We start from the raw sequence: 19,993 nt of genomic DNA, 5'->3' as shown, positions 1-19,993 counted from the left end.
GTCCCGCGCGGATGGCCGGAGCCTGAATCGGTGACTGCCTCGCGGGAGCCACTGCTCGAGCGCGCTCCCGATGCGATCCTGTTCCGCGACCGGCAACGGGCGGTGACCGCGAGCCGGTTCCTCGCCGAGGCGGCGCGCGCGTCGGCCCGACTGGCAGAGCGGCATCCGGACGCGACCCATGTCGTCAACCTGTGCCAGGACCGCTACCGCTTCGCGGTGCTGTTCGCCGCCTGCGTGCTGGCCGAGCGGATCTCGCTGCTGAGCGGCGCCCAGGGCTCCCGCGCCGTCGCGGAACTTTGCGCCCGCTATGCGGGGGCGCTTCCGCTCGGCGACGACTGGCTCGATGCCGAGGCGATCGGCCCGCAGCACCAGACCATCCCCTCGATCGCCTGCGACCGCATCGTCGCAATCGTGCTGACCTCGGGCAGCACCGGCGAGCCCTCCGCCACCGTCAAGCGCTGGGGCGAACTGGTTGCCCGCAGCCGTTCTGCGGCAAGCCGCTTCGGCTTCGTGAGCAGCATGCCGGAGGAGGCGCCGTACGAGCTGATCGGCACGGTGCCGCCGCATCACATGTATGGCTTCGAGACCACCGTGCTGCTGCCGCTGCACGCGCCGGTCGTGAGCTGGTGCGGCCCGTTCTTCTATCCGGCCGACCTGCGGCTTGCCCTGGAGCAGGTCCCCGGGCGATGCACCCTGGTCACCACGCCGGTGCATCTGCGCAGCCTGCGCGAGCCGGCGCCTGCGCGGTCGCCGCAGCAGGTGATCTCCGCCACTGCGCCGCTCGATCCCGGGCTGGCCGACGGCGTCGAGGCCGAGTGGACCACCCGGGTGCTGGAGATCTTCGGCGCCACCGAGGTCGGCTCGATCGCCAGCCGGCGAACGATGGCTGGGCCGGACTGGGAGCTCTACCCCGGCGTGTCGATGGTCCCGGAGCCTCTGGCAGGGGGAGAGGCGGTCGCCGAGGGGCAGATCGCCAGCGTGCAGGCGCCGTTCGCATCCCTCACCCGGCTCTCCGATATCGTCGAGCTGGCGCCGGACGGGCGCCGCTTCCGCCTGCTCGGCCGCATCGGCGACCTGGTGAAGCTGGGCGGACGGCGTGCCTCGCTGGCCGGACTGAGCCGCGTACTGGCCGGATTGCCTGGCGTCGAGGATGGCGTGTTCCTGGCGCCGGACGACCTCGAGCGACGGCCAGGCGCCAGGCTGTTCGCCTTTGCCGTCGCGCCCGCGCGCGATGCGGCCGGAGTGCTGGAGGATCTCCGCTCCATGGTCGATCCGGTGTTCCTGCCGCGCCGGCTGGTGCTGTGCGACAGCCTGCCGCGCAACGCCACCGGCAAGCTGACGCGCGCCACCCTGCTCGGCCTGCTCGACCGCGCGCAGGACGGGCCGGTGGGTGCCGAAGCGCAGACCGATGGATGACGCCTCCTGCGGCAGCTTCCTGATCGCGGCCGACCATCCGTGCCTGCCCGGCCATTTTCCCGGCCGGCCGGTGGTCCCCGGGGTCGTACTGCTCGACGAGGCCCTCGCCCTGTTGTTCGCAACCCGACCCGGGGCCAGGCTTGGCTCGCTGCGATCGGTGCGCTTCCGCCTGCCGGTGCTGCCCGGACAACGCGTCGAGGTGCGGCAGCGGTCGGGTGAAGGTGCCGCCGTGCAACTGGCCTGCCGGCACGACGACGAGACGGTGCTGACCGCCTCGGTGATCCTGGCATGATCCGCGCCCGTCGATGAGCTGGGCGGTCGATCGCGAACTCGGCAGCGCCTTCATGCTGCGCATCATGCTGTGGCTTGCGCTCCGGCTCGGCCGTCGGGTGTGCACCGCGCTGCTCTACCCGATCACGCTGTACTTCTACCTGCGCTCGCCCGGCACCCGGGCGGCGTCGCGCGACTATCTTGGCCGCGCCCTCGGCCGCCGGGCGCGCAAGGCCGACGTGCTGCGTCACATCTTCACCTTCGCCTGCGTCATCCTGGACCGGGTGTTCTTCCTGACCGGCAGCAGCCAGGACTACCGGGTCGAGGTGGAGGGCCTGGCCGAGCTGGACGCGATCCTGGACAGCGGCCGCGGCTGCATCCTGCTCGGCTCGCACATGGGCAGCTTCGACGTGCTGCGCGCCTTCGGGCGGGGAGCGCCGGTCAAGGTCAAGCCGGTGATGTTCCGTCGCAAGCAGGGGCCGCTCACCGCCTTGCTGGAGGCGCTCGATCCGGAGATGGCAGCGTCCATCATCGAGATCGGCCGCACCGATGCGATGCTGCGGGTGCAGGAGAGCGTTGCCGCCGGCGAGATGGTCGGCTTCCTCGCCGACCGCGACCCGGATGGTGGCCGCACCATGCCGGTGGATTTCCTCGGCGAGGCCGCCGAGTTCGCCTGCGGGCCGCTGATCATCGCCTCGGTGATCGAGGCGCCGGTGATGCTGTTCTTTGGCGTCCGCACCGGGCCGCGGCGCTACACCGTGCGGTTCGAGCCGTTCGCCGAGCGCATCGTGCTGCGACGTCGCGAACGCCAGGCCGATCTGCGGCACTGGATCGAGCGGTATGCCGCCAGCCTCGAGCGGCGCTGCCGGGAGACGCCCTACAACTGGTTCAACTTCTACCTGTTCTGGAACCCCGCCGGGAGTGCCGGGACCGTCGATGACTGAGCGCCGCATCCTCCTCGCCGCGATCCTGCTCTGTCTCGGCAGCCGAGCCTCGCATGCGTCCGACGCCATACTCGGGCAGATCATGCAGGGGCTTGCCGGACAGCCATCCAGGCAGGCGCATTTCGGCATGGAGAAACACGTCTCCAGCCTGGCCGCGCCGGTGCTGAGCCAGGGTACGCTGTCCTATCGCAAGCCGGACCATCTCGAGCAGGACACCACCGCGCCGCGGCCGGAGCGGCTGGTGATCGACGGCGGCACGGTCTCAATCGCGACACCAGGACAGCCGTCCCGCACGCTTTCGCTCGACGACAGCCCGGCGCTGCAGATCCTCGCCGACACCCTGCGCGGCACCATGGCGGGCGACCTCGCCACGCTGCGCCGGCACTTCAGCGTCGAGGAAAACGGCGGGGTCGATCGCTGGCGCATCGTGCTGCGTCCCGCCGGCAACGTGGCCGCCCAGGTGGTCAGGATCGCCTATGTCGATGGCGGAGGCGGCGATGTCCGCCAGATCGACATCGTGCAGGCGAACGGCGACGAGCAGCGCATGACCATCACGCCTTGAGAATATCGCGCCTTCCGCTGGCGCTGGCGGCGGTGATCGCGATTGCCCTGGCGGCGCTGGTGTTCACGCACGTCACCCTGCGTGGCGACCTCAGCGAGCTGCTGCCGCACGGGCGCGATCCGACGACGCGGCTGGTCGACCAGGAACTGCGCACCGGCACCGCCGCCAGCCTGCTGCTGATCGGTATCGAGGGCGCCCCGGCCGGCACGCTCGCCTCTGTCAGCACGCTGTTCGCCGACCGGCTGGCCCATGATCCGGACCTGCTGTTCGTGCAGAACGGACACCGGCTGATCAGCGAGGGTGCCCTGCAGGCGCTGTTCGCCGACCGCTACCTGCTGGCTCCGATGGCTGCCGACGCATTCACCGCCGCCGCCCTGCATGCCGACTTCCTGCGGCTGCGCGACGGGCTGCAATCCTCCGCCTCGCCGCTGGTGCAGCAATATGGCCTGCCCGACCCGACCGGCGCGTTGCCGGCGGTGCTCGCGTCCTGGGGCGGCGGCGGCGGCCATGCGGTGCTGCGCGACGGCGTCTGGTTCGCGCCGGACACCCCGGGGCCGCACCGGTCGCGCGCCCTGCTGCTGGCGCGGCTCGCAGCATCCGGCACCGACCTGCCGGCGCAGGCCGCGTCGCTGCACCGGCTGCGGGCGCTCTTCGACGCGATCCCCGACCGCCACGGCGCGCGCCTGCTGGTGACCGGGGCGCCGGTGTTCGCGGTGGCGGCCGAGGCGGCGGTGCGTCGCGACGTGCGCCTGCTGTCGATCGTCTCCGCGCTGCTTGTGGCGGGGTGGCTGACCTGGCGCTTCCGCTCGCCATGGGTGCTGGCGGCCATCGCGACCAGCGTGGCGCCCGGTCTCGCCGTGGCGGCTCTCGCGGTGCAGCTGGCGTTCGGGTTCGTGCACGGCATCACGCTCGGCTTCGGCATGACCATGCTCGGCATCACCGTCGACTACCCGGTGCTGCTGATCGGCCATCGCAAGCAGGGCGAGCCGCCCGCCGCCACCATAAGGCGCATCGCCCGGCCGTTCACCCTGTCGGTGCTGACCGCCAGCCTCGGCCTGTCCGGAATGGCGGGCTCGGGCTTCCCCGGCGTGGCTCAGCTCGGCCTGTTCGCGGTCACCGGCATCCTGGCCTCGGCGGCGGTGACGCGGTGGCTGCTGCCGGGCCTGATCGGACGCGCCGGCCTGGCACCCTCCTATGCCGGCGATCCGGGGCGGCTGGAGGGTATCGAGTCGCTGCGGCGCTGGCGCATGTACGCCGCCGTGGTGCCGCTGCTGGCGCTGCTCGGCATCGGGCTCGCCGGTGGCCCGCGCCTGCAGAGCGATCTCGCCGCGCTGACGCCGGTGCCACCCGCGTTGATCGCGCTCGATGGCGAATTGCGGACGCAGCTCGGTGGCCCGGATATCGGCCAGCTCGGGCTGGTGCGTGCCGCGACCCCGGACGGCGTGCTGCAGGCGCAGGAGGCGATCGCGGCCGGCCTGCAGGCGCTGGTGCAACACCGCGCCATCACCGGGTTCGACGACGCGGCGACCCTGCTGCCCAGCCAGGCGATACAGCACGCCCGCCAGCACGCGCTGCCCGACGACGCCGCGCTGCGGGCGGCCATCGACCGGGCCGCCGCCGGCCTCGGCTTCACGCCGCACGCCTTCGACCAGTTCACCGCCGACGTGGCGCGCGCCCGCACTCAGCCAGCCCTGTCGGCGCGCGATCTCCCGGCCGGACTGCTGCGGACCCGGCTCGACGCCCTGCTGTTCGAGCGCGACGGCGCCTGGTTCGGGCCGGCGATCCCGCAAGGCGTCACCGACGCGGCGGCGCTTGAGAGGCTGTTCGCGGGCAGGCCGGGCTGGAGCTTCATCGACATCCGCCGCACCACCGAGGCGGTGGTGCGCGGCTATACGCGGCAGGCCTGGCCGTACATCGCGGCCGGTGCAGTTCTGGCTGTGCTGGCGCTGTCCGCCGGCCAGCGCGACCCGGGGCGCACGCTGCGGGTGCTGGCCGCCATCGCCGCCACCCTGCTGGTGACGCTGGCGGCGCTGGTGCTGTCCGGCACCAGGCTGACGCTGATCCACCTGGTGTCGCTGCAGTTCGTCGCCGGCATCGGGCTCGACTACGCGCTGTTCTTCGCGCGTCCGCAGCTCGACGCCGAGGAGCGTGCCCGCACCCTGCGCACCCTGCTGACCTGCAACGTGATGGCGCTGCTTACCTTCTCGCTGCTCTGCCTGTGCCGCACGCCGCTGCTGCGCGAGATCGGCGGCACCGTCTGCATCGGCGTGGTGCTGGCGATGGCGTTCGGTTTCCTGTTCGCCGGCGAGCGGCCGCCCTATGCTGGGCGTCTCCGCGACACGGATAGTCCTGCATGACCCCGTTGCATCTCACCGCGACGGCGCTGGCGAGCGCCGTCGGAGCCGGATCCGCCGCCACCCTCGATGCGCTGCGCCAGGAGCGTTCCAGCCTCGCGCCGTGCGATTTCGAGGAGATCGCGATCGGCGGGCAGATCGGCCGCGTCAGGGGCCTGGAGCAGGTCGAGCTGCCCGCGGGCTTCGGCGAGTACGATTGCCGCAACAACCGGCTGGCCTGGCTCGCCCTGCAGCAGGACGGCTTCATCGAGGCGGTGCGGGGCGCCATCGGACGGCACGGCGCCGGCCGCATCGCGGTGGTGCTCGGCACCAGCACCTCGGGCATCCTGTCGGCGGAGACCGCCTACCGGGCACGCGATCCCGCAACCGGCCTGCTGCCCGACTGGTTTCGCTACGACGGCAGCTACGACCTGTTCTCGCTGTCCCGCTTCGTGGCCGACAGGCTGGGCGTGACCGGCCCGGCGATGACGGTCTCCACCGCCTGCGCGTCCAGCGCGCGCGCCTGCCTCGACGCCTCCCACCTGATCGCCAGCGGCGTCGTCGATGCCGCCGTGGTGGGGGGCGCCGACAGCCTGTGCGGCCTGACCCTGCGCGGCTTCGACTCGCTCGACCTGATCTCGCCGGAGCGATGCCGCCCATTCGACGCCGCTCGGCGCGGGATCTCGATCGGCGAGGCCGCCGGGTTCGCCCTGCTCGAGCGCGAGCCGCTCCGGGAGGGAGGCGTGGCGCTGCTCGGCATCGGGGCGTCGACCGACGGCTACCACATGTCCTCGCCGCAGCCGGACGGGATCGGCGCCGAGCAGGCGATGCGACGCGCACTGGCCAGTGCCACGCTCGACGCCGCCGACATCCACCACGTCAACCTGCACGGCACCGGCACCCGCGCCAACGACCTGATGGAAGCGCGCGCGGTGAACCGGCTGTTCGGCAGCGACGTGCCGTGCGCCTCCACCAAGGGCTGGACCGGTCACTGCATGGGCTCTTCCGGGATCGTCGAGGCGCTGATCGCGTCCCTCTGCATCGAGAACGACCTGCTGCCGGCCTGCCACGGGCTCGAGACGCGGGACCCGGAGATCGCGCTCGACCTGGAGCGGCATAACCGGACGGCGCGCATCGACCGGGTGATGAGCAACTCGTTCGGCTTCGGCGGGGTCAACGTCAGCCTGGTGATCGGACGGCCGGCGCGATGAGGGTCTCCCTGATCGGCGCCGCCGTGCGCGCGCCGGGGCTCGGCTCCTGGGAGCAGGCACGGGCGGTGCTGGCGGGCGAACTGCCACTCGATCCCGACGCCTTGCTCGACCTGCCGCCGCCGGCGCTGCTGTCGCCGAACGAGCGGCGTCGTGCCGGCCTGCCGGTCCGCCTCGCGCTCGCCGTGTGCGAGGAGGCCTCGCGCATGGCCGGCCATGAACCCGGCGCGCTGCCCGGCATCTTCGGCAGCTCGAACGGCGATGGCGCGGTGGTGCACGACCTGCTCGAGACTCTCGCCAGCGCCGACCCGCAACTCTCGCCGACCCGATTCCACAACTCGGTTCACAACGCGGTCGCCGGCTACTGGTCGATCGCCACCGGCTCCTCGGCGCCAATCACCGTGCTGGGCTGCCACGACGCCACCTTCGCCGCATCCCTGCTGAAGGCCGCCTCGGAGTGCGTCGCCGAGGCCATGCCGATACTGCTATGCCTCTACGACGCGCCGATGAAGCTGCCGCTCGGCGCCCTGCGTACCACCACCATCGGCCTGTCGGCGGCGTTCGTGCTGGCGCCGGCCAGGCCCGGTGCCGCGCTGGCCGATCTCGACATCGCCTTTACCCCCGATGCCGCACCACCGGAGCCGGAGCCGATCGCGCCAGGGTTGCGTTCGCTCTGGCGGCAGAACCCGGTCGGGCGCGGGCTGGTCCTGCTGGAGGCGGTCACCCGAAAACAGCCCGTTTCGCTCGCCTTCCCCTACGGCCGCGGCCAAATCGCCATCGTCGTTCAGCCGTGACCCGCGACGGCATCCTGGCGTTGATCCCGCACCAGGGCGCGATGTGCATGCTGGACCGGGTGCTCGACTGGAACGCCGACCGCATCACCTGCGAGAGCGCCGCGCACCTGTCGGATGCCAATCCGCTGCGCCGCGAGGGCCGGCTCGGCATCGTCTGCGGCGCCGAGTTCGCGTTCCAGGCGGCGGCGCTGCACGGCGCGCTGCTGGCGGGCGGGGTGCCGCAGCGTGCCGGCTATGTCGCTGCGATGCGGCTCACCCTGGTCGGTGCGGATCGCCTTGACGATACCCGCTTCGGACTGCTCAAGATCAGTTCGATGCTGGAACTGAACGATCCTGGCGGGCTGATCTACGGCTTCGCCCTGCAGGCCGAAGACGGCACGGCGCTGCTGCAGGGTCGCGGCACCATCGCGTTTCCCGCTTGAGGGCGCTGCCATGAGCCGGGGTGCCCTGGTGACCGGCGGCGCCTCGCCGATCGGCGCCGCGATCTGCCGCAGGCTGGCGCGCGACGGGCTGCACGTCACCATCCACGCGCACCGCAACGCGCCGGCCGCCGAGAAGCTGGCGCGCGAGCTCTGGGGCGAGGGGCACCCGGCCAGCACCCTGGTCTGCGACCTGACCGACTTCGAGGCGACCGCGCGCGCGCTGGAGCCGCTGATCGCACATGGCGTGCCGCAGGTGCTGGTGCACAATGCCGGCACCCATGACGACGTGCCGCTGGCCGGCATGTCGGCGTCGCAATGGCGCGACGTGCTGGCGGTGTCGCTGGACGGTTTCTTCTCCATCACCCAGCCGCTGCTGCTGCCGATGATGGCAACGCGCTGGGGGCGCGTGATCGCGCTGTCCTCGATCACCGCGACGCTCGGCAACCGGGGCCAGGCCAACTACGGTGCCGCTAAGGCCGGGCTCGAGGGTGCGATCCGCTCGCTGTCGCGCGAACTCGCCAGCCGTGGCGTCACCGCGAATGCGGTGGCCCCCGGCATCATCGCGTCGCCCGCGGTCGAGGCGGCGATGGACGCGAAGACGATCGCAGCCATGGTGCCGATGAAGCGGGCCGGCACGCCGACGGAGGTCGCCGAACTGGTCGGCTTCCTTGCCTCGGACGCGGCGTCCTACATCACCGGACAGGTGATCCACATCAACGGCGGAATGGCCTGACATGCACGACGCGGAGTATCCCGATCTCGCCTGCGACGTGCTGGTGATCGGCGGCGGACCGGCCGGCAGCACCGCCGCCGCGCTGCTGGCCCGGCGCGGCCGCGACGTGGTGCTGATCGAGAAGTCGGAGCATCCGCGCTTCCATATCGGCGAGAGCCTGCTGCCGCGTAATCTTGCCGTGCTTGAGCGCCTCGGCGTTGCCGACGAGATACGCGCGATCGGCGTGCACAAGCCGGGCGCCGAGTTCGTCTCCGACAGCTGCGGCCGCAGCGTGGCGTTTCCGTTCCGCCTGGCGCTGGCTGGCGGCGCCACCCATTCGTATCAGGTGCGGCGGTCGGAGTTCGACAAGATCCTGTTCGACAACGCGACCAGGGCGGGCGCGCGTAGCCTGCAGCGTACGCGCGCCACCGACATCGAGCGTCACCCGCGACACAGTGTCGTGACGATCCGGTCCGGCTCCGGGGCGACGCGCCGGATCACCGCGCGCTACGTACTGGACGCATCTGGACGCGACAGCTTTCTCGCACCCAGGCTCGGCGAGCGGCGCATCGACAAGCGCAACAACACCGCCTCCGTGTATGCGCATTATCGCGACGTGACGCCGCGCGAAGCCGGGATGGCAGGCTACATCTCGATCCACCTCGCGGAGGATGGCTGGTTCTGGGTGATCCCGTTGCCGGACGGCGTCACCAGCGTCGGCTTCGTCGGCACCCAGGCGGCGTTCCGTGACCGTAGCGGCGATAATGCGGACTTCCTGGAGGCGCGCATCGCGTCGAGCCCGACGCTGAGCGCGCGGCTGGCCGGCGCCACGCGCTGTTCCGAGGTAACCGCGACCGGCAACTATTCCTACCGGGCGGCGCGGTCCTGGGACGAGAACATCTGCCTGATCGGCGACGCCTTCGCCTTCGTCGATCCGATGTTCTCGTCCGGCGTGCTGATGGCGATGACGGCGGGCGAACTCGGTGCCGGGACCGCGGATGCGTGGCTCGACGATCCGGCGCGCGGCCGCGTCATGGCCAGGCAGGCGGAGCGCCGGCTGGCCGGTGCCATCGACCGCATCAGCTGGCTGATCTACCGCATCAACGATCCGGTGATGCGCGGGCTGTTCCTGTCGCCGCGCAACACGCTGCGCATGCGCGACGGACTGGTCTCGCTGCTGGCCGGCAATCTCGATCGCGACCTGCGTGGAGCCCTGCCGGTGCTGGCGTTCAAGTGCGTATACCGGGTGGCCCAGGCAGCCGAACGAGTACGACGCGCTTCCCGACTGCTGAAGGCTACGCGAATTTCGTCGCAGGCCATGCGGGAAGAGGTTGCTTGACCGCATGCGACGTCGTCCATCGTGATGGCGAATGGCGCCTTGCCGGCCGCGGCGGGGCACCGGATCTCGTAAAGTTTGCCGGCGCGCCGGCCGTATTCCAGCCTGGCTGGACGCCGCTCCAGGCCAACCTTGGCTTCCTGCCAACGATCTTTCTCGATCTCCGCCATCGCGATGGAAGCGAGGCGACCTGGATCCTCGATGCCGGCTGCGAGCACCGCGCCAGCAGACTGGCGGACCTGCAGTCCGCGACAGCATTGGCGCTCAAGGCGGAGATGCAGCCGGTGGTGTGGGCGCTGTGCCGCACGATCCTGTGCGACGCGCAGCCGTGCAGGCCGGCGGCACTGGATCGCCTGCGCGGACTGAATGCGGGCATGATCGACGCGCTGCTCGACCTGGCGGTCGCACCGACCCGCTGCGTCGAGCAGCCCGGCGGGGATTTCGTCATAGTCGCGTCGGACGGCAGCGACCTGCGGCTGCAGGCTATCGACAGAACGCTCTCCGGCAACGTGCAGGAGGATTTCATCGCGGCGATGTCGTCCGGCGCCATCGCCTGCGCCTCGCCGGTGGACGGGCACATGCTGTTCTGCCGCGACAGCCTGGTGATCGGCGAGCATCGCAACGCCTACCGGTTCTTCGACGAGCGTCACGACCTGATGTTCTACGTCGGGACCACGCATTTCCATGATGCGAAGTCCGACCTGTTCATTCCGGCGGCGAATATCGCGTTCACCTCGCATGCCGGTGACGGTGCCGGGCTGCGTCGCATGCTGCGTTCGTTCGTGGGCCATGTCGTGCACGAGGCAGACGCCCTGCTGCCCTATCTCCTGAGCACGGGACGCCGTTTCGCCGCCGTCTGCCGCGGTGTCGGCAGCCTGCATATCGGCCATCACCTGTGGAACGAGCTGACCGGGCTGGACCGCATCGTCGCCAGGGTTCCACCGCGCGATCTGCCGCTGGTGATCGTGCCGGACGCCAACGAGGGCTCCGAGGTGTTCGCGCCGCTGGACTGCATCTTCCCCGAGCTGGCCGGCCGCATCGACCGCACGCTGGCGCGGCCACGGACGCTGGCAGACTTCGTCTATCGCAACCGCCTGTGCGTGGTGAGGGCGCTGGACGACCATGTCGGGCTGGCGCTCGCCGCGCGGATACGGCGCGCCGCCGCCGTATCCGGCCCGACCGCCTACGACCTGTCTCTGGCGGCGAGGCTCGAGGACGAGCGGCGACCGGTCATCCTGCTCGGCGTGCGCGTCGAGAACCGTACAGCGGTCGACCTGCAGGCGCTGCTGATCGACATCATCGCGCACCTGCGCGACCGGCTTGGCCGGGTCGCCATAATCCTGGACGGCCATAACGCCCGCATCGGACATGATCCCTTGAGCAGCTTCGGCAGTTTCGGCCAGATGCCGGGGCACGAGCATCCGGTGTTTACCGAACTGCGCCTGGCGTGGGCGCTGCAACAGCATTTCAGCGATTCGGCCGTGCTGGTCGTCAACCTGTTCGGCGCTTCCGTGCCGCGCAGCCTGTTCTGGGCGGAACGCTGCGCCTTCTTCGTGGGCTTCTGGGGCGCCGGGTTCGCCAAGTATCGCTGGGTATGCAACCGCCCGGGCCTGGCGCTCAGCAACAGCTGGAACCTGCGGCATCGTGGCGATCTCGGCATCTATCATCTCCCGCGCTACCAGGAGGGCGGCAGCGAACTGCGCTTCATGGATCCAGGCTGCATCGACGACGACGCGAGCGCAACGCTGCTGTTCGCTCCAACCAGCCCGATACCGACCTACAGCAATTTCAGCGTGGACCGGGCCTGTCTGATCCAGGAGTTGGATATGATGATCCGGTCACACGCGCCGTCGCAGGACAGGTCTGCACCTAAGCGAGGGTGACGGCCCGCCGGGCGCCGGTTGGCCAGCGCGCGACTGCGGCGGCGCAGGCGATGACCAGGGCGTCCTCGACCAGTCCCGTGCGGATCTGGCCATGGCGTGGCAGCATCGCCATCCGGGCACGCCAGCCGACGAAGGCCGCCAGCACCGCCGTCGCTCCGCCGATCATGGCACCTCGCCCGCGGGACGGTCCGGGGGTCAGCGCCGCGCCGGCAATGGCGGAGGTGGTGCAGCGGCCGAACAGGCCGATCGCCACGATCCGGTCGGGGGCATTCGGCAGCTTGTCGCCGACCAGTTCGGCAGCGGCCAGGACCAGCGCGGAGGCGACGAACAGCGGATGCCCCAGCACGCGCGTCAAGGCATCGTCCGGCAGATTGCCCCGTGCCGATGCCACGGATACCGCGGCGAGCGGCGTCATGGCTCGCTGGCCACCCGCCAGGCCGATCAGGAAGGCGGCAAGCATGGCATTCGTCCAGGTTGTTCCGGCATGCAACTCCCGGGCTGGGTCGCCGGTTGCGAACGCGTGCCGGAGGCCGTCGATGCAATCCTCTCAAGTCGTGACCATCGTCAGCCTGTTCGCAGCGACGCTGTCCATGGTCAGCTTCGTGCCGCAGGCCTGGGGGATCATCCGGTCGCGCAATACCGACGGGATCTCGCTCAAGACCTACCTGATCACCGTCATCGGGTTCGTCACCTGGCTGCTGTATGGCTTCCTGCTGATGCAGTGGGCCATCATCGTGCAGAACATCATCTGCCTGTGCCTGTCCGCCTTCATCCTGATGATGAAGATGCTGCCACAGAGAAAGAAGGAGGTGGTCGCCGACGCCCTTACGCCCGACTTCCTGTCCGGCGAAGGCGGCTGATCTGGCAAGTGCGGGCCGCTTCGCACGGCCGCAGCCGGTTGCACCCTGCCGGGACAGGGCGCGATCCCGGTTGCACCAGCCTCGGCAGGCGTGGAAATGTGGTGCAACCGTGCCGGCGGCTCAGGAGTGCACCATGCCGACCACCACCATCGGGGTGAAGATCGACGACCTGCTGCGTGGGCGTCTGCGCGATGTGGCGGAGGCGCAGGGGCGCACCCCGCACTGGTTCGCGAAGCAGGCGATCGTCTCGGCGGTCGAGGAAGCCGAAGGATCCGAGCCCCCCGGCCCATTGCCCTCGGCGCGCCCGGTGCAGCCGTTCCTGGAGTTCGCGCAGGCCGTGCAGCCGCAGAGCGTGCAGCGCGCGCGCATCACCGCCGCCTGCCGCATTCCGGAGGAGGAGGCGGTGCCGATGCTGCTGGCAGGCGCCACCCTGCCGACGGCGCAGGCCGAAGCGGCGGATGCGTTGGCCCAATCGCTGGTGACGGCCCTGCGCGGGAAGGGCGGTCGTGGCGGCGTCGAGGGGCTGATCAAGGAATACGACCTCTCCAGCCAGGAGGGCATCGCGCTGATGTGCCTGGCCGAGGCGCTGCTGCGTATCCCCGACCGCGCCACCCGCGACGCGCTGATCCGCGACAAGATCAGCTCCGGCAACTGGGAGGCTCATCTAGGGCGCTCGCCGTCGCTGTTCGTCAACGCCGCCACCTGGGGGCTGGTGGTGACCGGCCGGCTGACCTCGACCAACAGCGAGCTCGGGCTTTCCGCGGCGCTGACCCGATTGATCGGCCGCGGCGGCGAGCCGGTGATCCGGCGCGGCGTCGACATGGCGATGCGGATGATGGGCGAGCAGTTCGTCACCGGCCAGACCATCGCCGAGGCGCTTGCCAACAGCCGCCGGCTGGAGAAGCAGGGCTTCCGGCACTCCTACGACATGCTCGGCGAGGCGGCGATGACCGCGGAGGACGCGCAGCGCTACTATGCCGACTACGAGCGCGCGATCCATGCCATCGGGCGCGCCTCGGCGCGGCGCGGCATCTACGAGGGTGCCGGCATCTCGATCAAGCTGTCGGCGCTGCATCCGCGCTACAGCCGCTCGCAACGCGACCGGGTGATGAGTGAGCTGCTGCCGCGTCTGAAGTCGCTGGCGCTGCTGTCCCGCAGCTACGATATCGGCTTGAACATCGATGCCGAGGAGGCCGACCGGCTGGAGCTGTCGCTCGACCTGCTCGAGGCCCTTTGCATCGACCCGGAGCTGTCCGGCTGGAACGGCATCGGCTTCGTCGTGCAGGCGTACCAGAAGCGGGCGCCGTTCGTGATCGACTGGATCATAGCGCTCGCCCGGCGCGCCGAACGGCGCATCATGCTGCGGCTGGTGAAGGGCGCCTACTGGGACAGCGAGATCAAGCGGGCGCAGCAGGACGGGCTCGAGGGCTATCCGGTATTTACTCGCAAGGCGCACACCGACATCAGCTACGTCGCCTGCGCGCGCCGGCTGCTGGCCGCACCCGACGCGGTGTTCCCGCAGTTCGCCACCCACAACGCGCGCACGCTGGCCAGCATCAACGCGATGGCCGGCCCGAACTTCTATGTCGGCCAGTACGAGTTCCAGTGCCTGCACGGCATGGGCGAGCCGCTCTACGAGGAGGTGGTCGGCCACAACAAGCTCAACCGGCCGTGCCGCATCTACGCCCCGGTCGGCACCCACGAGACGCTGCTCGCCTACCTGGTCCGCCGCCTGCTGGAGAACGGCGCCAACACCTCCTTCGTCAACCGCATCGGCGATACCTCGGTGCCGGTCGAGGAGCTGGTCGCCGATCCGGCGCTGCGGGTGGCGGCCGCCGATCCGGTCGGCAGCCCCGAGCCACGTATCGCCCTGCCGCGGGCGCTGTTCGGCACCGAGCGACTGAATTCCGAGGGTATCGACCTCAGCAGCGAGCAGCGCCTGGCATCGCTGGCGGCGTCGATGCTCGCCTCCGCCGGCGACGCCTGGAGCGCGATCGCACCCGGCCTCGAGGCGTCCCGGTGCGAGAACGTGGAGATTGCCAACCCGGCGCAGCGCATGGACCGGATCGGGTTCGCGAGTCTTACCCCGGTCGTGGCGTTGCCGATGCTGATGGAGCGGGCGGAGGCAGGCGCGCAGCTCTGGCGCACCACGCCGCCGGAGGACCGCGCCGCCATCCTGCGACGGGCGGCCGGCCTGCTGGAAGGCGCGATGCAGAACCTCGCCGGGCTGGTGGTGCGCGAGGCCGGCAAGATCCTGCCCGACGCCATCGGCGAGATCCGCGAGGCGGTGGATTTCCTGCGCTACTACGCGGCGCAACTGGAGCGCGAGTTCGACAACGAGACGCATCGCCCGCTTGGCGTGGTGGTCTGCATCAGCCCGTGGAATTTCCCGCTCGCCATCTTCATGGGCCAGGTCGCGGCGGCGCTGGCGGCCGGCAACGCGGTGCTGGCCAAGCCGGCAGAGGAGACACCGCTGGTTGCGGCGGTGGCGGTGCGCCTGCTGCACGGGGCGGGTGTTCCGGATGCCGCGCTGCAACTGGTTCCGGGCGACGGCCGGATCGGCGCGGCGCTGGTGGCGCACGATTCGGTGCGCGGGGTGATGTTCACCGGCTCCACCGATGTCGCCCGCGGGATCGCGCGCAGCCTGGCCGGTCGACTGAGCCCGGAAGGCCAGCTGGTGCCGCTGATCGCCGAGACCGGTGGCCAGAATGCGATGATCGTCGATAGTTCTGCACTGACCGAGCAGGTGGTGGCCGACGTGCTGATGTCGGCGTTCAATTCCGCCGGGCAGCGCTGCTCCGCCCTTCGCCTGCTGTGCCTGCAGGAGGACGTCGCCGAACGCACGCTGCGCATGCTGCGCGGTGCCATGGCGGAATTGTGCGTCGGCTCGCCGGACCGGTTGCAGACCGATATAGGCCCGGTGATCGGCGAAGGCGCGCGCCGCACCCTGCTGGACCATGTCGAGCGCATGCGCGCCGCCGGGCATCCCGTGCATGAACTGCCGCTCGACGAGGCGTGCGCGCGAGGCAGTTTCGTGGCGCCCACCCTGATCGAGATCGACGAGGTGGCGGATATCGGCGGCGAGGTGTTCGGACCGGTGCTGCATGTGCTGCGCTATGCCCGCGAGAAGCTGGATGCGGTGCTGGAGGATATCGCCGCCACCGGCTACGCGCTCACCTTCGGGGTTCATACCCGTCTCGACGAGACCATCGCGCATGTCACGGCGCGGGCGCCGGCAGGCAACATCTATGTCAACCGCAACATCGTCGGTGCAGTGGTGGGCGTGCAGCCGTTCGGCGGCCACGGACTGTCCGGGACCGGGCCGAAGGCCGGCGGACCGTTGCTGTTGCGCCGGCTGCTGGCGCATGCGCCCGCCGCAACCCCGCTGGCACCGTCGGACCCGCCGGACGCGGTGGTGCGATACGCCGCGCAGCTGCAGATGCTGAGCGACGAGCTGGCGGGCGTGGGACTGGAAGCGGGCACCGTCGCAACGGTGCGGACCATTGCCGCCCGTAGTCCACTCGGCGCCGAGCTGGCGCTGCCCGGACCGGTCGGCGAGCGAAACGTCTATCTGCTGCGGCCACGAGGCGCGGTGCTTTGCGTTGCCGAGACGCTGCAGGGGCTGGCGATCCAGCTCGCCTGCGTGCTGGCGACCGGCAACCGGCCGGTGATCGAGGCGGCTGATAAGTTCGCCGCCCTGCTGGACCGTTTGCCCGCCAACCTGCTGATGGACGGACCGGACGCGGCGACGGCGAGCGTCGCCTTGTTCGAGGGGCACGGCGATGCGCTATCGGAATATTCGATCAGGATGGCCGGAAGGGACGGGCCGCTGCTCACGATCTTCGCGTTCTCGTCGGAGGAGATCGGCAACGGGCGGATCTATCCGCTCGAGTTCCTGCTCAACGAGCAGTCGGTCAGCGTGAATACCGCCGCCGCGGGGGGCAATGCCAGCCTGATGTCGATCGGCTGATCCGGCCTGTCATGGAGCGGCTGGCCCAACACCCGCTTGACTGCAAGGTGCTGGATCTTCTTCTATCGCTGTTGCAACCGCGATCGTGTACGCCGGTTGGTGGATAGTTTTAGCCAGCGGCTGGTGCAGAGAGAGATCCCGACGGTATGACAGCACACTATCTTGTGACCGGAGGTGCCGGGTTCATCGGCCGCCATCTCTGTGCCGAATTGCTTGCACAGGGCCACAAGGTTCGTGTTCTGGACAGCCTGATCGACCAGGTGCATGGCGATGCCGCGCCGCAGCTGCCCGGCGATGTCGATCTGCTGCGGGGCGATGTGCGCGACATCGGGTTGATCGACCGCGCGCTCTCCGGTGTCGACGGCGTGTTCCATCTGGCAGCCGAAGTCGGCGTCGGGCAAAGCATGTACGAGATCGCCCGCTATGTCGGGGCCAATGATCTCGGCACGGCGGTGCTGCTCGAGCGCCTCGCCTCGACGCCGGTGCGCCGGCTGGTGGTGGCATCTTCCATGAGCGTCTACGGCGAGGGCCTGTATGTCGATGACGCGGGGCGCCGCCACGACAACGTCAAGCGCATCATGCGTGAGGGTTCCAGCCAGTGGGACCCGGTAGGTCCGGACGGTGGCACGCTGCATCCGGTAGCGACCGACGAGAGCAAGCCGGTCGATCTCGCTTCCGTCTATGCGGTCACCAAGTTCGTGCAGGAGCGCAACTGCCTGATCGTGGGCCGTGCCTACGGCATCGAGGCGGTGGCGTTGCGCCTGTTCAACGTCTTCGGCCCCGGGCAGGCGCTTTCCAATCCCTATACCGGCGTGCTGGCGAATTTCGGCGCGCGATTGCTGCACGGACAACAGCCGCTGGTATTCGAGGATGGCCGGCAGCGACGCGACTTCGTGCATGTCCGCGATGTTGCGCGTGCGTTCCGGCTCGCCATGGAGGTGCCGGCGGCGGCGGGCGAGGTGATCAATATCGGCAGCGGGCGGTCGTACGAGATCGCGCAGATCGCCACCATGCTGGCCGACGCCATGGATGTTCCCCATCTCGTGCCGCATCTGCTCGGCAAGGCGCGCGCCGGCGACATCCGGCATAATTTCGCCGATATCGGACGAGCGCGCACGCTGCTCGGCTACGAGCCGCGCCATCCGCTGGAGCAGACCATCGACGAGGCTGCGGCCTGGATACGCGGCTCGCAGGCGACCGACCGTGGCGAGGATGCGCGCAGGCAGCTCGAGGCGCGCGGATTGATGGCATGAACAGCCTGCCGGCCGGGTCTGCTGTGCAGCGTCCGTTTGGCTTTGTCGAGTGGTTCCGCCCCGGCGAGCATGATCGTGTAATGGCCGCCATCGACGGCATGCGCGCAGTCGGCGCGACCAGCCTGCGCACGCATCTTTCCTGGGCCGACCACCAGGCGCCCGGCGGCACGGAATGGCATGACTGGCTGATCCCGACACTTGGACAGGCTTTCGACCTGCTGCCTTGCCTGCACTACACGCCGCCCTCGCTGTCGCGTACCGGCATGTGCACCGGAGCACCGCGCCGGTTGCGCGACTACGCCGATTTCGTGGACAGCGTGCTGAGCCGCTACGGCGAGCATTTCCGGCATGTCGAGCTGTGGAACGAGCCCAACAACCTGCTCGACTGGGACTGGCGCGAAGACCACGACTGGCTGCTGTTCTGCGAAATGATCGGCGACGCCGCGCACTGGGTCGAGCATCGTGGATACAAGGCGGTGCTCGGCGGTCCGTGCCCGTTCGACCCGAACTGGCTGACCCTGATGGGGGAGCGCGGTGTGCTCGGGAAGGTCTCGGCGGTCGGCTTCCACGGTTTCCCCGGAACCTGGGACAGCGAGGCCAGCACGTGGCGCGGCTTCGAGGTGCATCTGCAGGCGATGCGCGCCATCCTTGATCGCTTCAAGCCCGACCTGCAGATCTGGCTGACCGAGACCGGCTACTCGACCTGGCGCGGCGACGAGGCCGAGCAGGTCGAGCGGTTTCGCCAGGCGCTCGCGGCGCCGGCCGAGCGGCTGTACTGGTACGGATGGCAGGATATTCCGCGCGACGTTCCGGTGCAGGAAGGTCTCTATTTCGATCCGCGCCACTACCATCTCGGCATCAACGACGCGCAGGGCCGTCCCAAGCTGCTGCGCCGGTTGCTCGAGGCGGGCATGGTCAAGCCGCCGCAGCCTGCGACCTCGCTGCCGGCGCCGAGCCTGCAGACGCCACGCGACCACGTCGCCATCATCGGCGGCGCCGGGTTCATCGGCAGCAATCTCGCTGATGCCCTGCTGAACGATGGCGAGCACGTGGTGGTGTTCGATAACCTCGCGCGTCCGGGCGTGGAGCGAAACCTCGCATGGCTGCAGGATCGTCATGCCGACCTGCGCCCGATGCTGGCGGACCTGCGCGACGTCGGCGCGGTGAACGAGGCGGTGACCGGCGCCAAGGCGGTGTATCATCTCGCGGCGCAGGTCGCTGTCACGTCGAGCCTGATCGACCCGCGGCACGATTTCGCGGTGAACGCGGAAGGCACGCTGAATGTGCTGGAGGCGCTGCGCAGGCACGCACCGGAGGCACCGCTGGTGTTCGCCAGCACCAACAAGGTCTATGGCCAGCTCGCCGACCTCGAGATGCGGCAGGTCGGGCGACAGCATCTGCCGTATGACACGGCGCTTCGGGCGCTTGGGATCGCGGAAGACCGGGCGCTCGATTTCTGCACGCCGTATGGCTGTTCCAAGGGCGTTGCCGACCAGTATGTGCTGGATTACGCGCACAGCTTTGGTTTGCGTACCGCGGTCCTGCGCATGAGCTGCATCTACGGGCCGCGCCAGTTCGGCACCGAGGATCAGGGGTGGGTCGCACATTTCCTGCTGCGCGCGCTCGCCGGCGAGCCGGTTACCCTCTATGGCGACGGCATGCAGGTGCGCGACGTGCTGCACGTCTCCGACGCGGTCTCCGCCTATCGCGCCGTGATGGGGTCGATCGACACGCTTCGTGGCCGCGCCTTCAATCTCGGCGGCGGCCCGTCGAATGCGGTCAGCCTGGTGGAAGTGCTCGACGAGATCGCGCTGCTCACCGGCCGGCGCAGCGCACTGCAGCGCGAGGCCTGGCGCACCGGTGACCAGCCCTGGTTCGTCGCCGACACGCGGACGCTCCTGGCTGCGACCGGTTGGCAGGCGAGGGTAGGCTGGCGGGACGGCCTGCGCGATCTTGCGGAGTGGCTGCAGGGCGACGCCGCCGACCGGCCGGCACACTTCGCGATCGCCTGAGCGGATGCTTCCCGGCCG

Annotated in this window: 16 protein-coding genes; 15 read left to right on the top strand and 1 reads right to left on the bottom strand. The window is 70.0% G+C overall.

Annotated elements, in window-relative coordinates:
• Positions 1–30 precede the first annotated feature (30 nt).
• Genes FE263_RS02525 through FE263_RS02475 form a run of 11 tightly spaced genes read left to right on the top strand, consistent with a single transcriptional unit; the run spans position 31 to position 11,880 of the window.
• Positions 31–1,416, top strand: a complete 1,386-nt coding sequence (locus tag FE263_RS02525; protein ID WP_138324361.1) for an AMP-binding protein — start codon at positions 31–33, stop codon at positions 1,414–1,416.
• Positions 1,409–1,708 (top strand): 3-hydroxyacyl-ACP dehydratase FabZ family protein, encoded by a 300-nt coding sequence (locus tag FE263_RS02520; protein ID WP_138324360.1) that lies wholly within the window; start codon positions 1,409–1,411, stop codon positions 1,706–1,708. Before FE263_RS02525 ends, FE263_RS02520 begins: the two co-directional genes overlap by 8 nt.
• Before the next feature lie 13 nt (positions 1,709–1,721).
• Positions 1,722–2,630 carry an LpxL/LpxP family acyltransferase gene (locus tag FE263_RS02515; RefSeq protein WP_138324359.1) on the top strand — a complete coding sequence of 303 codons (909 nt, stop codon included), beginning with the start codon at positions 1,722–1,724 and terminating at the stop codon, positions 2,628–2,630.
• On the top strand, positions 2,623–3,192 hold the full coding sequence (locus FE263_RS02510) for a LolA family protein (protein ID WP_171033895.1): 570 nt from the start codon (positions 2,623–2,625) through the stop codon (positions 3,190–3,192). The genes FE263_RS02515 and FE263_RS02510 overlap by 8 nt, the downstream gene beginning before the upstream one ends.
• Positions 3,189–5,549, top strand: a complete 2,361-nt coding sequence (locus tag FE263_RS02505) for an MMPL family transporter (RefSeq protein ID WP_138324357.1) — start codon at positions 3,189–3,191, stop codon at positions 5,547–5,549. The genes FE263_RS02510 and FE263_RS02505 overlap by 4 nt, the downstream gene beginning before the upstream one ends.
• Positions 5,546–6,736, top strand: coding sequence for a beta-ketoacyl-[acyl-carrier-protein] synthase family protein (locus tag FE263_RS02500; protein WP_138324356.1), 1,191 nt, complete (start codon positions 5,546–5,548; stop codon positions 6,734–6,736). Before FE263_RS02505 ends, FE263_RS02500 begins: the two co-directional genes overlap by 4 nt.
• Entirely contained in the window at positions 6,733–7,527 is a 795-nt protein-coding gene (locus FE263_RS02495) for a beta-ketoacyl synthase chain length factor (RefSeq protein WP_138324355.1), read from the top strand. The genes FE263_RS02500 and FE263_RS02495 overlap by 4 nt, the downstream gene beginning before the upstream one ends.
• Positions 7,524–7,949, top strand: a complete 426-nt coding sequence (locus FE263_RS02490; protein ID WP_138324354.1) for a hotdog family protein — start codon at positions 7,524–7,526, stop codon at positions 7,947–7,949. The genes FE263_RS02495 and FE263_RS02490 overlap by 4 nt, the downstream gene beginning before the upstream one ends.
• Positions 7,950–7,959: 10 nt before the next feature.
• On the top strand, positions 7,960–8,682 hold the full coding sequence (fabG, locus tag FE263_RS02485; RefSeq protein WP_138324353.1) for a 3-oxoacyl-ACP reductase FabG: 723 nt from the start codon (positions 7,960–7,962) through the stop codon (positions 8,680–8,682).
• A 1-nt stretch (position 8,683) separates the two neighbouring features.
• On the top strand, positions 8,684–10,000 hold the full coding sequence (locus FE263_RS02480) for an NAD(P)/FAD-dependent oxidoreductase (RefSeq protein WP_138324352.1): 1,317 nt from the start codon (positions 8,684–8,686) through the stop codon (positions 9,998–10,000).
• Positions 9,997–11,880 (top strand): hypothetical protein, encoded by a 1,884-nt coding sequence (locus FE263_RS02475; protein ID WP_138324351.1) that lies wholly within the window; start codon positions 9,997–9,999, stop codon positions 11,878–11,880. Before FE263_RS02480 ends, FE263_RS02475 begins: the two co-directional genes overlap by 4 nt.
• Here FE263_RS02475 and FE263_RS02470 read toward each other — a convergent pair.
• Positions 11,867–12,340 carry a DUF4126 family protein gene (locus tag FE263_RS02470; RefSeq protein ID WP_138324350.1) on the bottom strand — a complete coding sequence of 158 codons (474 nt, stop codon included), beginning with the start codon at positions 12,338–12,340 and terminating at the stop codon, positions 11,867–11,869. The two genes, FE263_RS02475 and FE263_RS02470, sit on opposite strands and share 14 nt — an antisense overlap.
• A gap of 76 nt (positions 12,341–12,416) precedes the next feature.
• Here FE263_RS02470 and FE263_RS02465 point away from each other — a divergent pair, with 76 nt between their 5' ends.
• The 4 genes from FE263_RS02465 to FE263_RS02450 all read left to right on the top strand — a co-directional run bounded on the left by FE263_RS02465 (position 12,417) and on the right by FE263_RS02450 (position 19,975).
• Positions 12,417–12,740, top strand: a complete 324-nt coding sequence (locus FE263_RS02465) for a SemiSWEET family sugar transporter (RefSeq protein ID WP_171033894.1) — start codon at positions 12,417–12,419, stop codon at positions 12,738–12,740.
• 133 nt (positions 12,741–12,873) lie between these two features.
• Entirely contained in the window at positions 12,874–16,710 is a 3,837-nt protein-coding gene (gene putA, locus FE263_RS02460; protein WP_138324348.1) for a trifunctional transcriptional regulator/proline dehydrogenase/L-glutamate gamma-semialdehyde dehydrogenase, read from the top strand.
• A gap of 146 nt (positions 16,711–16,856) precedes the next feature.
• Positions 16,857–17,963 carry an NAD-dependent epimerase/dehydratase family protein gene (locus tag FE263_RS02455; RefSeq protein WP_138324347.1) on the top strand — a complete coding sequence of 369 codons (1,107 nt, stop codon included), beginning with the start codon at positions 16,857–16,859 and terminating at the stop codon, positions 17,961–17,963.
• Entirely contained in the window at positions 17,960–19,975 is a 2,016-nt protein-coding gene (locus FE263_RS02450) for an NAD-dependent epimerase/dehydratase family protein (protein WP_240758949.1), read from the top strand. The genes FE263_RS02455 and FE263_RS02450 overlap by 4 nt, the downstream gene beginning before the upstream one ends.
• Positions 19,976–19,993: the final 18 nt, after the last annotated feature.

Source organism: Lichenicoccus roseus (genome assembly GCF_005844085.1).
Lineage (GTDB): Bacteria > Pseudomonadota > Alphaproteobacteria > Acetobacterales > Acetobacteraceae > Lichenicoccus > Lichenicoccus roseus.
The sequence above is the reverse complement of the archived record's forward strand: the minus strand, read 5'-3'. Positions and strand labels throughout refer to the sequence as shown.

Excerpts from the sequence above, each read along its gene's own strand:
- FE263_RS02515 (WP_138324359.1), top strand. The coding sequence starts at position 1,722 with ATGAGCTGGGCGGTCGATCGCGAACTCGGCAGCGCCTTCATGCTGCGC.
- FE263_RS02480 (WP_138324352.1), top strand. The coding sequence starts at position 8,684 with ATGCACGACGCGGAGTATCCCGATCTCGCCTGCGACGTGCTGGTGATC.
- FE263_RS02465 (WP_171033894.1), top strand. The coding sequence starts at position 12,417 with ATGCAATCCTCTCAAGTCGTGACCATCGTCAGCCTGTTCGCAGCGACG.
- FE263_RS02450 (WP_240758949.1), top strand. The coding sequence starts at position 17,960 with ATGAACAGCCTGCCGGCCGGGTCTGCTGTGCAGCGTCCGTTTGGCTTT.
- FE263_RS02455 (WP_138324347.1), top strand. The coding sequence starts at position 16,857 with ATGACAGCACACTATCTTGTGACCGGAGGTGCCGGGTTCATCGGCCGC.
- FE263_RS02470 (WP_138324350.1), bottom strand. The coding sequence starts at position 12,340 with ATGCTTGCCGCCTTCCTGATCGGCCTGGCGGGTGGCCAGCGAGCCATG.
- FE263_RS02500 (WP_138324356.1), top strand. The coding sequence starts at position 5,546 with ATGACCCCGTTGCATCTCACCGCGACGGCGCTGGCGAGCGCCGTCGGA.
- FE263_RS02510 (WP_171033895.1), top strand. The coding sequence starts at position 2,623 with ATGACTGAGCGCCGCATCCTCCTCGCCGCGATCCTGCTCTGTCTCGGC.
- putA (WP_138324348.1), top strand. The coding sequence starts at position 12,874 with ATGCCGACCACCACCATCGGGGTGAAGATCGACGACCTGCTGCGTGGG.
- FE263_RS02520 (WP_138324360.1), top strand. The coding sequence starts at position 1,409 with ATGGATGACGCCTCCTGCGGCAGCTTCCTGATCGCGGCCGACCATCCG.
- FE263_RS02495 (WP_138324355.1), top strand. The coding sequence starts at position 6,733 with ATGAGGGTCTCCCTGATCGGCGCCGCCGTGCGCGCGCCGGGGCTCGGC.
- fabG (WP_138324353.1), top strand. The coding sequence starts at position 7,960 with ATGAGCCGGGGTGCCCTGGTGACCGGCGGCGCCTCGCCGATCGGCGCC.